The organism is Rhodoferax sp. ZS1R8, assembly GCF_056521325.1.
The window spans coordinates 147,162-160,674 of sequence record NZ_JBWMBA010000006.1 but is presented as its reverse complement, the minus strand read 5'-3'; the positions used below and the strand labels follow the sequence as shown (position 1 = coordinate 160,674).

13 protein-coding genes are annotated in these 13,513 nt (G+C 60.4%); 4 read left to right on the top strand and 9 right to left on the bottom strand.

Annotated elements, in window-relative coordinates:
- Positions 1–57 precede the first annotated feature (57 nt).
- The gene (locus AC097P_RS20280; RefSeq protein ID WP_479612246.1) at positions 58–372 is read left to right on the top strand and encodes a BON domain-containing protein; all 315 of its coding nucleotides are present in this window, start codon (positions 58–60) and stop codon (positions 370–372) included.
- A 67-nt stretch (positions 373–439) separates the two neighbouring features.
- On the opposite strand, the gene AC097P_RS20275 is transcribed toward AC097P_RS20280, so the two are convergent.
- Genes AC097P_RS20275 through AC097P_RS20260 form a run of 4 tightly spaced genes read right to left on the bottom strand, consistent with a single transcriptional unit; the run spans position 440 to position 3,771 of the window.
- Entirely contained in the window at positions 440–1,066 is a 627-nt protein-coding gene (locus tag AC097P_RS20275; protein WP_479612245.1) for an ABC-type transport auxiliary lipoprotein family protein, read from the bottom strand.
- Positions 1,063–1,920 carry an MlaD family protein gene (locus AC097P_RS20270; protein WP_479612244.1) on the bottom strand — a complete coding sequence of 286 codons (858 nt, stop codon included), beginning with the start codon at positions 1,918–1,920 and terminating at the stop codon, positions 1,063–1,065. The genes AC097P_RS20275 and AC097P_RS20270 overlap by 4 nt, the downstream gene beginning before the upstream one ends.
- A complete protein-coding gene (locus tag AC097P_RS20265; RefSeq protein WP_479612243.1) occupies positions 1,905–2,735 on the bottom strand; it encodes an ABC transporter ATP-binding protein in 831 nt (276 codons plus the stop codon). Before AC097P_RS20265 ends, AC097P_RS20270 begins: the two co-directional genes overlap by 16 nt.
- 1 nt (position 2,736) lies before the next feature.
- A complete protein-coding gene (locus tag AC097P_RS20260; protein ID WP_479612242.1) occupies positions 2,737–3,771 on the bottom strand; it encodes an ABC transporter permease in 1,035 nt (344 codons plus the stop codon).
- 131 nt (positions 3,772–3,902) lie between these two features.
- Between AC097P_RS20260 and AC097P_RS20255 the strand changes: the two genes are divergently transcribed.
- Positions 3,903–4,487, top strand: a complete 585-nt coding sequence (locus AC097P_RS20255) for a BON domain-containing protein (RefSeq protein WP_479612241.1) — start codon at positions 3,903–3,905, stop codon at positions 4,485–4,487.
- Between the two features lie 44 nt (positions 4,488–4,531).
- Here AC097P_RS20255 and AC097P_RS20250 read toward each other — a convergent pair whose 3' ends face one another.
- From AC097P_RS20250 to AC097P_RS20240, 3 genes are all read right to left on the bottom strand, one after another.
- Complete coding sequence (locus tag AC097P_RS20250; protein WP_479612330.1) at positions 4,532–5,257, bottom strand: Crp/Fnr family transcriptional regulator; 726 nt, start codon at positions 5,255–5,257, stop codon at positions 4,532–4,534.
- Positions 5,258–5,282: 25 nt separating this feature from the next.
- The gene (locus AC097P_RS20245; protein WP_479612240.1) at positions 5,283–6,083 is read right to left on the bottom strand and encodes a response regulator; all 801 of its coding nucleotides are present in this window, start codon (positions 6,081–6,083) and stop codon (positions 5,283–5,285) included.
- Between the two features lie 93 nt (positions 6,084–6,176).
- Positions 6,177–8,480: a hybrid sensor histidine kinase/response regulator gene (locus AC097P_RS20240; RefSeq protein ID WP_479612239.1), complete on the bottom strand. Its 2,304-nt coding sequence runs from the start codon at positions 8,478–8,480 to the stop codon at positions 6,177–6,179.
- 345 nt (positions 8,481–8,825) lie between these two features.
- Between AC097P_RS20240 and AC097P_RS20235 the strand changes: the two genes are divergently transcribed.
- Positions 8,826–9,050: a prenyltransferase gene (locus AC097P_RS20235; protein ID WP_479612238.1), complete on the top strand. Its 225-nt coding sequence runs from the start codon at positions 8,826–8,828 to the stop codon at positions 9,048–9,050.
- 62 nt (positions 9,051–9,112) lie between these two features.
- Here the strand turns inward: AC097P_RS20235 and AC097P_RS20230 are convergent, their stop codons facing one another.
- Complete coding sequence (locus tag AC097P_RS20230) at positions 9,113–10,834, bottom strand: putative bifunctional diguanylate cyclase/phosphodiesterase (protein ID WP_479612237.1); 1,722 nt, start codon at positions 10,832–10,834, stop codon at positions 9,113–9,115.
- A gap of 99 nt (positions 10,835–10,933) precedes the next feature.
- Positions 10,934–12,172 (bottom strand): nucleotidyltransferase family protein, encoded by a 1,239-nt coding sequence (locus tag AC097P_RS20225; RefSeq protein ID WP_479612329.1) that lies wholly within the window; start codon positions 12,170–12,172, stop codon positions 10,934–10,936.
- Between the two features lie 215 nt (positions 12,173–12,387).
- On the opposite strand from AC097P_RS20225, the gene AC097P_RS20220 reads away from it, so the two are divergent.
- Positions 12,388–13,506 carry a beta/gamma crystallin-related protein gene (locus tag AC097P_RS20220; protein WP_479612236.1) on the top strand — a complete coding sequence of 373 codons (1,119 nt, stop codon included), beginning with the start codon at positions 12,388–12,390 and terminating at the stop codon, positions 13,504–13,506.
- The last annotated feature ends 7 nt before the right edge of the window (positions 13,507–13,513 follow it).

Sequence of the window (13,513 nt, the reverse complement as noted above, 5' to 3'; positions counted from 1 at the left end):
ATTTTTTTATAGTTGACTTGTTCGCTTCTTAACTCAATTATTTACTGGAGATTCACTATGCAGATCCGCCAAACACTCGCGATTGCCATTTCAGCCATTGTTCTACTCACTGCCACCGGTTGTGCTGTGCAGCGCGGCCAGGAAAGCGTCGGTAACTACGTCGACGACGCAGGCATTACAACCCTGGTCAAGACCCGCTTTATTGAGAACAAACAGGTAGATGCCGCTTCGATCAAGGTGGAAACCCTGAAGGGCACCGTCATGCTGTCTGGCTTTGCCAAAGATAGCGCCGAGCGCAATACGGCTGAAGCAATCGCCCGCGGTGTCAAGGGCGTGGTTGCTGTGCGCAACGAGATCACTGTGCGCCCCTGATCACAGCGTTTAGTAAAAAAAGCCCCTGGCTCCTTGCGGAGCACAGGGGCTTTTTAATTCCTGGCGTTTATTGCTGTGGCCGGCTCTGCAAGAACTGTGACAGCTCTTGCAGTACGGTCTGAACCGCCTGGTTGGCGGCGATGACGCCGGCACGCGGATCATCGCTGGCGGTTGCGACCTGCGTCTCGAACGCTCTCCAGGCCACGACCTTGCGCGTTTTTTCTTCCACCAGGTAGACCCTCAGTGCGAACTGGACGGTGCTGGGCTTGGTCTGAAAATCCTGCTGCAGGCGTACGATTTCGCTATCCAGACGCAGATCGCCACCGGCAGAGCCCGGTGTCATGACCACCGCGCGGAATGCCCCGGTCTGCTCGACCGCTGCCACCATCAGTGGCCCCAACATGCGGGCTGGTGCGTCTATCCATTCACTGTGCGAGAAATACTCCAGCTTGTGTGGCTCCCGTACGTAGATGATGCGCTGGCTGTCAAAGCCCGACGCCGCCCGCACCGGGCTGATGATCAGCGTCGGGGCGTTTGCAGGCGCGCCGCGCTGGGCCGTGTTCGAAGGCGCAGTGACGCGTGGCGCCTCCAGCGCGTAGTAACTTGGTGGGGTGCTGTTGGCTGAAGACTGCAGCATGCTGCATGCGCTCAGCGTTACGGCGGCTATGCATGTGCCTAAAAGGTAGGGTTTCATGGTTTTTTATCCTCTTCTCCAGGTCCGTTGGGCACCGCTTTCCGACCGAACAGCAGGCCACTCGGGTCGCGGGTCGTTTGGTCTGCCAGGCGTTTGAGCGCATTGCTGAGGCTACCGAGCTCACCGAGCAGATGTTCGACTTCGGGCAGGGTTTCGGTGCCCAGGCGTTTTACGCCGGCGCCCAGCCCGTCCGCCGCCCGTGAGGCACTTGCTCCGGCGGTGGAGAGGTCATTGCCCATCTTGCCGACGGCGTCGGCGCTGCGCCCTACCCGGTCGATCAGCGGTCCGAGCTTGGCCGTGGCCTGTGCGGTGTTGTTCAGGATGTCCTTGAACGCGGTCTGGTTCTGCGGGCTCAGTATGGTGTTGATGTTGTTGGACGTGCTGTCCAGCTTTCCCAGCACGGACGTAAGTACATTCTCCAGCCGGGCACTGAGGGATGGCTTGGTCTGTATAACCGGGTAGCGATTGGGCGGCACGGCCTGTAGAGGCGGTGAGTTCAAGGCACCGCCGCTGAGTTCTACATAGGTGATGCCGGTCAGACCCTGTGTCTTCAGCACGGCAATGGTGTCCTCCTTGACGGGAATCCCCCGTTCGATAGCGAATGACAGGATCACGCGCTCGGGGTGTGCCCGGTCCAGGTCGATGGCGACCACCTTGCCTACGTCCACACCGTTGTACTTGACCGGCACATTCAGATTCAGGCCGGATACGGACTCGTTTTCTATCGCCCAGAACGTGTCGTAGTCTTTTTGCCAGGCGCCGCCGGACGCAAGCCACAGCGCGCCAGTGATGAGCGTGGCGCCCAAAATCAGTACGCAAGCTCCCACGATGGAAAAGCTTACTTTGGTTTCCATGCTGTCTCCTGGGACGGGTTGGAAGAGGAGGGGTTGGCCTGTTGCTGGGCGCTGCGCGCACGTGGACCATCAAAAAAAGGCCGGATCAAAGGCTTGTCCAAGCGTGCCAGCGTTTGCATGGAGTCGACCGCCTGCACCTGGCCATCACCCAGCACGGCCACACGGTCGGCCACCTGCCATAGGAGGTCCAGGTCGTGGGTGATCATGACGATGGTCAGCCCGTACAGGTCGCGCAGCGAGCGCACAAGATCGTCTACGCCTGCGGCACTGTCGGGGTCCAGGCCCGCAGTAGGCTCGTCCAGAAACAGCAATTCAGGGTCCAGTGCCAGCGCGCGCGCCAGCGACGCCCGCTTCATCATGCCGCCGCTGAGTTCGGAAGGGTACTGGTCCGCCACTTCGGGCTTCAGTCCCACCGTGGACAGTTTCCAGTGCGCTATTTCATCAATCAGAGCATCGTCCAGGTCCGTGTGCTCACGCAGTGGCAGGCCGATGTTCTCCAGCACAGTCAGCGAGCCAAACAGGCCGCCCTGCTGGAACATCACACCCCAGCGTTGGCGCAATTCCAGCGCCGCCTTGTCCGAGATGCCCTCCAGCGGCACGCCCAGCACCCGTATCCGGCCCTCGGTGGGCTTTTGCAGCAAGATCATCTCGCGCAAGAGCGTGGACTTGCCGGTACCGCTGCCACCGATCACCGCAAATATTTCGGCCCGGTGTACCGCAAGATCCACGCCCTGGTGCACCACGTGATCGCCAAAACGGGTCACCACCCTTTCCATCTCGATGACCGTCTCCTGGGATTGCGCTGCGCCTTCCATGTCACAAGTCCAGGATGCTGAAGGCGATGGAAAACAGTGCGTCCGCCACGATGACGAGGAAGATGGACTGCACTACGCTGCGGGTGGTTTGCAAACCCACGCTGTCGGCGCCACCGCGCGTGCGAAAGCCCTGAAAGCAGCCCACCATGCTGATGACGACGGCAAACACCGGCGCCTTGGCAATGCCGACCAAATAAGATGTCACGCTGACGGCCTTGCCCATGCGGTCCAGAAATTCCCCATAGCCCACCTCCAGCTGGCTACGCGCCATGACCATGCCGCCCGCCACCCCCAATACGTCGGAAAACACAGTAAGCAAGGGCAGGGCGATGACCAGGGCGATAACTTTGGGTATCACCAGTAGCTCAAGCGGCGCGATGCCCAAGGTCCTCATCGCGTCGATTTCCTCGGTGACGGACATCGTGCCGATCTGCGCAGCAAAGGCAGAGCCCGAACGCCCGGCGATGGTGATGGCAGTGATCAGCGGTGCAAATTCCCGCAGCATCAGCCCGACGATAGGCAGCGCATCAAAGCCGGCCCTGCGGATGTTGAACAGAATCGGACGCCAGCGCATCCGCGAAGGGTGGGCGATGCAGCCAGCGAACGCCCATGCGGTTTCACCTACAAAAGCCAGCATGGCGACAAATTGCTCCCAAGCAGACCCGGCTTGGCGGCCCACGCGTTCGAGCATGCGCACCGGCACGGCTGCAGGCCCAGTGGCCGCCGTGCGGGTTTGCAGGTCGTCCTCATGCTGGGCCACGGTTTGCAACAGCCGCGCACTGTCGGGCTGAAAGCCTTGCACAGAGACCTCATGGCCCTGCGCGCGCAGGCGGGTTAGCAGCTTGTGCAGTACCCAGGCGCCGGCCGTGTCCAGTCGGTCTACGCCGCCTGCCTCGATCTGCACTGCCGTGCCAGGAAACTGCAGGCTTGCCAGTTGGGTGGGGACGGTACCCAAGCCGCGCGCGGTCCACACACCGCCTAGTGTCAGAGTGTCGGGGTGTGGCTGTGTGGCGCTGGCATCGGTTTGGCCTGTCACATGGTTCAACTGGAGCGTAGGGGTAGCCGGTTGGGCTGTTTGTTCGCAAGCGAACAGAAGCTCATCAATAATCCGTGCATGCTGGGCGGCGTCGCCACACCCGTGGCCACTTTCCCTTTTGGAGCAAGCCTATGAAAACCCATATGAATACCAGGTTGCTGAGCGCCGCATTGGCCGCTGTTGTGGCTGCTGCAGCCGTGGGCTGCAGCAAGCCGGTGGAGGGCACTGGCGCCGGCATGCCGGCCCCCAGCACAACCGTTGGTACCGTTATCGATGACAGTGTCATTACCAGTACGGTCAAGTCCGCGTTGCTCGCAGATGCGGATATCAAAAGTTTTGACTTCAAGGTCCAGACCCGCAAGGGCGAAGTGTTGCTCAGCGGCTTTGTTGATAACCAGGCGCAGGTGGACCGTGCAACCGCCGTCACCCGGGCCGTGTCTGGCGTCAAAGGCATTCAGAACAATGTGGTGCTGAAGAGTGGCCCCACGACTGTGGGCAAGAAGGTGGATGCTGGAATCATTACCAGCAAGGTCAAGGCCGGGCTGCTGGCCGACCCCAGCATCAAAAGCCTGGACATCGCCGTGGTCACCAGAGACGACGAGGTCCTGCTAACCGGCTTTGTCGACAACCAAACCCAGGTTGACCGCGCAATGGAGGTCGCCCGCGGCGTTGAAGGCGTGCGTCTCGTCCGCAACGAGATGAGCATCAAGAAGTAGGGCCAAGCGCAGGCCCGCGCAGCGATGAGACGGACGGAGCCGTGTTAACCGTGGCTGCTTTGCACGTCGCTGAGCAGGCGCGCCAGTTCCTTCTTGACCACGGAGTAGCACTCGCAGGCACTGGCCTGCAGGCCCGCATGTTCCAGCACCGCAATGTGTCCCCGGCGGTAGCGGATGTAGCCCTGCGCCTGCAGGCGGCCGGCGGCCTCGGTAACGCTCTCGCGGCGCACACCCAGCATGCTGGCCACCAGTTCCTGCGTCATGACCAGTTCGCGTTTTGGCACGCGGTCCATGGTTAGCAGTAGCCAGCGGCACAACTGTTGTTCCACCGTGTGGTGGCGGTTGCAGACGGCCGACTGGGCCATCTGTGTCATCAGGGCCTGGGTGTAGCGCAGCAGTAGCCGTTGCAGGGCGCCCGCGCGGTTGAATTCGCTTTGGAGTACTTGGCGGTCCAGCCGGTAGGCATAACCCGCCGTCTGCACCACGGCCGAACTGGGAGTGGTATTGCCCCCCATGAACAGCGAAATGCCTACAAGCCCTTCGTTACCCACGCCGGCGGTTTCTGCCGATGCGCCAGTCTCGGTCACATAGTGCAGCGACACGATAGACGTGGTGGGAAAGAAGGCGTGGTCTAACTGGGTGCCAGGCTCGTAAAGCATTTGACCCAGTGCCATCGGCACGAGCTCCAGGTGCTCGGCAAAGAGCGCGAAGTCTGCTGGCAGCAGTGCCGCGAGCAGATGGTTTTGTTGTGGGAAGTGCAGCGGCTTCATCTGGTGGGGTACGGTGTTGGTCACTTCACGCACCTGCAACGATTTCAACGCCAATGCCCCGGTAACCCAGGAAACGGCTGCTGCGGTTGAACATGGGCTCACCGCTGACCCGGTACTGCTGCTGCGTACCGTCGGCGTGGTGGCGATGGATGATGAAGTCCAAAAAAGGCTCCCGCGCGGCAATGGTGCTGCGCAGCTTTTCGCGGTCGGCAGGGTCCCAGCCTGCTGCCGTGGGGTTCGTGTTGGCCATTCCCAACATATCCAGTACTGGGCCGGACACCTGCGTGAAGCTGCCGTGTTCGTCCTGCTCCCAGTACCAGTCCGACGCCAGTTCGGTCAGGCTACGGTATCGCGCCTCGCTCTCGCGCAGTTCGGCAGTGCGCTCCAGCACGGTCTGCTCCAGCACTTTGTTGAAGTCGTCCAGGCGCTTGTACAGTAGGCGCACCTCCAGCATGTTGTGGATGCGCGTCTTGACTTCAACCAAGTCAAACGGCTTGCTGACGAAGTCCTTGGCGCCTGCCTGCAGGGCGCGCAGCTTGTGGCCGGGCTGCGCGGTGAGCACGATGACGGGCAGGTAGGGATCGTCGCTGTTGGCTTTGAGGCCTTCCATGACCTGAAAGCCATCCATGACCGGCATCTGCAGATCCAGAAGGATCAGGTCATAGGCATTCTCGCGGTGCAGCGCGCACACGTCCTGGGGCTGCTGCGTGGAAGTTACGGCGGTGTAGCCGGCACCGTGCAAGAGCTGCTCCAGCAGTTGCACATTTGATTCCTGGTCATCAACGACCAGTATTTTTGCGGCGAGGATGTCGCTTGAGGTGATCATGGTGTTCTCCGATGGACTTATCAATAAGGAGGGGCGCAAAAAAGCGCTCCTGAATGTATAGCTGCTTACGCGCTCTGCACGGGGGCTGCAGGCCTATTTGGCATGTGAAGTAGGGTCGGATTGAGTTTGCGCCAGTTCCAGACCCTGGTCCAGCGCCAGCATGAACTCGGCGATCTTGATGGGCTTGGTCAGGTAGCGGAAGAATCCCGCCTGCAGGCCCTTCTCCACATCCCGCGGCATGGCGTTGGCGCTGAGCGCCAGCACGGGTATGTGGCGGGTCATCGGGTCATCCTGCAGCAGGCCCAGCGCCTGGGTCCCGCTGATGCCCGGCAGGTTGATGTCCATCAGGATCAGGTCCGGCAGGTGGGTGCGCGCCATGGCCATGCCGCGCACACCGTCTTCGGCCCGCAGCAGGCGAATGTCCTGCCGGCGTGCCACCAGCTGTGCCACCAGTTCCATGTTGGCCTGGTTGTCTTCCACATATAGCAGGGTGCGCACCGCAGTGCCGTTGGGTGCAGCCTCCGGCAGCAAGCCCAGTTCCTGCGCCGCATCCAGCACCAAGGATTGCGGGTGCGCAAGGTTCAGTTCGATCCAGAAATCGCTGCCCGCCCCCACGGAGCTGTGCGCGCCAATGCTGCCGTCCATCAGCTCCACCAGCCGTTTGCTGACGACCAGGCCAATGCCTGTGCCTTCCTCGTCGCTTACTTCCTGCCCCAGGCGGTTGAAAGGTTGGAACAGCTGGTCCAGCTTTTTGGCCGAGAGGCCTTCGCCGGTATCGCGCACGCTGACGTGCAGGCGGGTCTTGCCCGCGGGCCGGAAAGTGATGTCCACCGAACCATCCTGGCGGTTGTACTTGATGGCGTTGCTCAGCAGGTTGACAAACACCTGCTTCACGCGGGTGCGGTCGGCCTGCACGTAGCAGGGCGCCTTGAACTGGGGGAAGCGCATCTGGATGCCGCGACGGCGTGCCTGGGGCTCCATCATGGTCTGGCAATCCAGCAGCACCTCTTGCAGGGATACCGGCTCCATCGACATCGACAGCTTGCCCGACTCGATCAGCGCCAAATCGAGTATCTCGTTGATCAGTTCCAGCAGATACCACCCGGCCTTGAGGATCTGCTGGATGTTGTTCTTCTGGATGGGTGTTGGCGGTGGCAGGCCGGAGTCCATCAGTTGGGCAAAGCCCAAAATGGCATTCAACGGGGAACGCAACTCATGGCTCATGCTGGATAAAAATTCCGACTTGGCCAGGTTGGCCTTGTCGGCCGTGGAGCGCGCAGCTTCCAGTTCGACATTCTTGAGGTGCAGCGCCCGGCCCAGCTGTGCGCGTTCGGCCTCGACCAGCTTGCGGGCTGTGTTGTCGGTGGCGATCAGCAGGTAGCCAATGATTTGGTTGCCATCGTCGCGCAGCGCGGTGACCGACACCACGGCCGGCACGCGTACGCCGTCCTTGCGGATGTAGGTCAGTTCGTAGATGTCTTCGATGCCACGCGATGCCTTGAACACCAGCGCCTCAAATCCCGGCGTGATCTCGGTGCCCAACTCCACGCTCAGCGCCTCGGCGCGTGCAACCACTTCGCCGGGGTCGGATATGTCAGCCGGGGTGATCAGGTTCATGACATCCGCAGCGGTATAGCCCAGCATGCGCTCGGCTCCCGTGTTGAAGATCTGGATCACACCGTTGGCGTCGGTCGCAATGCTGGAGAAATTTGCGCTGTTGAAAATGGCGTTTTGCAGCGCGCCGGCCTTGCGCAGCGCCTCTTCGGCCTGCTTGCGGGCACTGATGTCTCGCAGGATGCCGGTGAAATAGCGCTGGTCGCCCAGCAGCATGTCACTGACGGCAATCTCCACTGGGAAGAAGCTACCGTCCTTGCGAAAGCCCATGACCTCACGGCCCTGTCCCATGGCGCGCGCCGCGGCGCCGACGGCGTAGTGCTCCAGGGCCACCTGGTGCTGCTCCTGGTTTAACTCGGGTATCAGCAAGCCGAAGGCCTTGCCCTTGAGTTCCGCAGCGCGGTAACCGAACATATGTTCAACGGCCGGGTTGGCGGACTCGATGATGCCACCCTGAGCCTGCAGCGTCACAATGCCATCACTGACCGTGTTGAGAATGGCCTGCACCTGTGCTGCGCTGTCGCGCAGGGTTTGCTGGGCGGCGTAGTCCGCCGTCACAGGGCTGGTCCGCAGCAGGGCATTGTGGGCCGATTGCTCATCCGGCCGGCGCTGCGACCCCCGATAGCTGGAGTAGGCACTGTGCAGCGTCAGCAGCAGGGCCAGGACGACCAGCGTGGTGATGCAGGCTACCACTTGGCCTTGGGACCAAAACAGGTATGCGAGGCCCGTGCACAGCAGCAAGAGGGTAGCAAGCCAGGCAAAGGTTCTTTGGGGAGTTTTCAAGGAGGCGTACTTTCGAGTGTGGTGATTTGTCTTGGGACACTTAAACGCGCATCCTATTTCATAACGCTGGCGCTACCGCCGACACGCGGGCAGCGGCAGTGCGCCTAGCGTACAGAAAAGCAAGATTTTGCTCTGTTCGGCACCGAACTTATAGCTAAAAATAGGCGGCAGCCCTTGTTTAGAGAGCGTAAGCAGCTACGAAATTAATAGCATTTTTTAAACGTTGGCTGTGGGTGCGCTCGCGCACAGAAGTTTCTACGGCAGCCCCCAACAATGGAGCTTCATCCGTGGGGGTATCCATTGCACTTCACGGTTTCGCAGTTCTTCCCATTTGGAGTTATCACCATGAAACTTAACAACAGGTCTTTTGCAGTGATGCCAGCCGTACTGCTGGCGTCGGTTATGGGTCTGAGCGCATGCGCTGGCATGACCCATCAGGAACGCAGTACCGCCACCGGCGCTGTTGTCGGAGGTGCAGCAGGTGCTGTGCTGGGCGGTGGACCGGTGGGCACAGCGGCTGGCGCTGTGGTCGGCGGAGCGATTGGCCACGAAGTGGGCAAGCCCAAGTAATCCAGTTTTTGTGAGAATGTTTTGGCCAACCGAAGGGGCGCATGTCGCCCCTTCGGCGTTGTCTAAAGCACGCGGCGTGCGTACCGCTCAAAGCCAGCCACCGCGAGCGGTTCGCTGAAGAAAAAGCCCTGAAAGGCGTGGCAGCCCGCAGCGGTTAAAAAGTCTCGCTGTGCTTCAATTTCCACCCCTTCGGCGATCACGTTCAAGCCCAAACTGTGGGCCAGCGCAATGGTTGTTTTGGCGATAGATGCGTCGTGGTGGTCGCTGAGGATATAGCGCACAAAGCTGAGGTCGATCTTCAACTCGTCCAGCGGCATGCGTTTTAGCGACGAAAGTGACGAGTAACCCGTGCCGAAGTCACCCAAAGAGAAATACACACCTTGGGCCTTCAAGGTAAACATTTTCTCGATGATCGATGGGGCGTTGTCGACCAGCAGACTCTCTGGCAGCTCCATTTTGAGCCGTTGGGCGTTCGCGCCGGTGCGGGCAAGTGCTCCCAACACCTGATCCACAAAGTCAGCTTGCCGAAACTGGCCCGCGCTGATGTTTATGGCTAAACGCAGGTTCCTGGTCTTGGGCTTGGTGGCCCATGCAGCCAATTGCGTGCAGGCAGCCTGAAGCACCCACTGCCCCAACGGCAATATCGAGCCCGTTTCCTCTGCCAATGGAATGAAGTCCCCCGGTGGCATCAACCCGCGCTCTGGATGTTGCCAGCGCACCAGTACCTCAGCACCGGTAGGCCGCCCATCACCGACCACCTGGGGCTGGAACCGCAGTACCAACTGGTTCTGTGTGATGGCCTGGCGCAACTCCTTCTCCAACGCTGTACGTTGCCGGATGGCGGCCTGCATGGCGGGGTCAAAGAACTGCAAGCCATTGCGACCCCTGTCCTTGGTTTTATACATCGCCAAGTCAGCTTGTTTCAATAAATCGTCGATGGACTCCTTGCCGCCGCTGAAGAGCGTTGCACCAATACTTGCGGTGCACGTGCGGGCCGTGTCGCCCAGCCGGTACGGTTGGCTCAGCGTCGTGAGTATCTTTCTGCCGATATCCTGGGCTTGGTTGGCGGCTTCGCGCGGGCGCTGGTGCAGGTTCGCCAACACCACGACAAACTCATCGCCACCCAGGCGGGCAACGGTGTCGCCCTCGCGCACGCAATCGCTGAGTCGCTGCGCCACCTGCTGCAGCATCTCGTCACCCACGTGGTGCCCAAGGGAGTCGTTGAGTGCCTTGAAGTGGTCCAGATCCAGAAACAAGAGTGCGCCATGGCTGTCGCTGCGCGCCCCCACAATCATGGCTTGCTGTAAACGGTCCAGCAGCAATGTGCGGTTGGGAAGGCGCGTCAGCGGGTCGAAGAAGGCCAGCGCGCTGATTCTTTCGTCCGCCTGCTTGCGCTCGCTGATGTCGCGGATATTGCACTGTATAGCGGTAACACCGGCACAGTCATAGGTGTTGCTGACAAATTCAACGGCAACGCTCGCGCCTGATTTCTTGCGCAGCGGCAGGTTGTCAAAACGGATAAAGCCCTTGTTGCGCAGCTCTCGGAATTTTTCCCTGCTTTCGACGATATCTGCAAATGCCCCAACCTCCCAAATCTTCTTGCCCATCAACTCAGCGTGGGAGTAGCCCAGCAATTCCGTCAGATATGGGTTGATGTCTTCGATCTCAGCAGTCGTTGCGTTCAGCAGCAGGATGCCGTCTCGGGCAGTTTCGAATAGCCTGCGGTAGTGCAATTCAGGAACGCGCAAAACGGCGGGCTGAACATCGCGCTGCAGAACCGCCACAGGGGCAGGTCTCTTCGATGCTTTTGATTCTTGCATGGGCAGGGCGGCGAGCATCGCGGGATGTGGTGAGACCGGGCCGCGTGGGGGGCCAGATATTGGCTAGGCCACAGTCGATGCGTTGGAGGCAGCGGCCAAGCCGTTGGACCCCTTCCAGGCTTTTGGAGTGGGACTCGATTCCTGCGGCCGGTAGCTCGCCAGCCGCAGCGGTCGCGCTTGGGGCTTGGCGGCAAGCCTTGTCGTCAACGCCTCAGCACGCGCGTCTCCCCACCGGAGATCGGTGGCTTCATCGCCTTGGTACAGGGTTTCGCCGCTTCGGTTCACGCAATAGTGGCGGGACACGATCATTTCGCTGAAATGCATGTCGGCGGCGATGCGCGTGTATTCGAACAGCACGCTACGGGTGATACGGGCACCTGTGCGGACCAGGCTGCCATGGCCGATCCAGGCCGGCCCAGTAATGGTGGCACCGGGCTCTATGCGTACATTGGAGCCAATATAGACCGGGCCCTCGATGTCTACTTCATCCCAGGGAATAGACGTATTCAAGCCCACCCAGACACCGGGGCGGATCTGCTCGCCGGGCATCTTCATGTAGTCGATCTCACCGTTCAAAACGCGTTGCAATACCGACCAATAATCGCTGACGCGTCCAATGTCCAGCCAGTTGAAGGGCCGATTTTGCACAAAGAACGGAACCTGTTCGGCGACGAGTTGCGGGAATAGCTGGGATCCAATGTCATACACGGTGTCTGACGGTATCTTGTTGAGCACCTCAGGCTCAAAGAGATAGATGCCGGTACTTGCCAGAGTAGACCGCGCCTCGTGCGGCTTGGGCTTTTCCTGGAACGACTGGATGCGACCGTCCGCAGCGGCGACCACAATGCCATACGCCTGGACGTCGGTACGCGGAACATCCAGTGCCACGACACTTGCCATGGCACCCTTTTGGCGGTGCTCTTCCAGCGCAGCCGTAATGTCCAGATCAATCAAGGCATCACCGCACAACACCAATGTGGTCTCGTCAAAGAAACCACCAAAGTCCTGAATGCGCCGCATGCCACCGGCTGAACCCAGGGGTCTGGGGAGTATGTCGCCATGGTCGCGGATGCCCTCATACGCGTAGCCCAGATGCACGCCCCAGCGATGGCCATCGCCAAAATACTCTTCGATGCGCTGGTGGTGGAAGGCCACATTCACCATGATCTCCGTAACGCCGTGTCGGGCCAGGTGCTCGATGAGGTATTCCATCAAGGGTTTGCCGAGTATGGGAACCATGGGTTTCGGCAAATCCTGGGTGAGCGGTCGCACGCGGGTTCCTTGGCCCGCAGCAAGAATCATTCCTTTGGCCATCTTGTTTCTTCCCTGATTGATTGTCGATTTTCGAGCACGTTGCCCGGGGGCTTGAGCCATTGATGTTAGGCGTGCAGCGCAGCATTTACCGTGTGATGGCGCACACATGCCGTTGCGAAATTGTCGAGCTGTGTTCGTCACCGAACGGACGCCAGGGTGGATGCTGCGTAGCCTACGGTTTTTGACTTTTAGAGGAGCAATCTATGAAAACCGCTTTACGACTGACGCTGACCGCTGCGGCGGCGCTGATGGCAGGCTTGGCGTTTGCTGATGTCACATTTTTTGAGCAAGAAGACTTCCAGGGGCGCTCATTTACATCCCAGCAAAGGGTAGACAACCTGCGCCGCGGCGGCTTCAACGATCGCGCTTCCTCGGTCATTGTCCGTGGGGATACAAATACCCGGTGGGAGGTCTGTGATGACGTCCGTTTCGGTGGTCGTTGCATGATCCTGCGCCCGGGGCAATACTCCTCTTTGAGCGCCATGGGTTTGAACGAGCGTGTGTCATCTCTGAAACCAGTAGACAGCAATGGCCGGGATATCGCTGAGAGGCTTGCCCCCGCACCGCTGCCATCCCAGGCGACGTTCTACGAGGACGAAAATTTCCAGGGCCGCACCTTTTCAGCGGATCAGACCGTTGATGATTTCGCGCGGTCGGGTTTTAATGACCGGGCTTCGTCCGCCGTGGTGTTGGGCCAGCGATGGGAGGTCTGCGAACACAGCCGCTTCAATGGGAAGTGCACAGTGTTGAACCCTGGACGGTATCCGTCCCTGGCCGCGATGGGCCTGAATGATCGTATCTCTTCGGTGCGGGCGCTGGACTGGAACACGCGGGTCGAAGACCGCCGCTATGCGCCAGAACGTATGCCGGTCTACGATAACCGCCGCCGCGAAGACGAGCGCGTCTACGAGGCCAACGTAACGTCCGTTCGTGCTGTGGTGGGTCCGCCCGAGCAGCGTTGCTGGATGGAGCGTGAAGAGGTTGCTGCTACGCGCGGCGAAGCTAACGTAGGCGGCGCCGTGCTCGGCGCATTGGTCGGCGGAATTCTGGGTCACCAGATTGGCGGCGGGGTCGGGAAAGACATTGCCACCGTTGGAGGCTTGGCAGCAGGTGCAGCTGTAGGCGCCAATGTGGGGCGTAACAAGAATGGGACTCCAGCCACTACGCGTGATGTTCAGAAGTGCGAGACGCAGCCCAGCGCTGCCGCTCCAGCATTCTGGGACGTGGCGTACACCTTCCGAGGTGTCGAGCACCGCGTTCAGATGACATATGCGCCGGGAGCCACGATTCCTGTCAATGCCCAGGGCGAGCCGCGCAGCTGATCGCGCA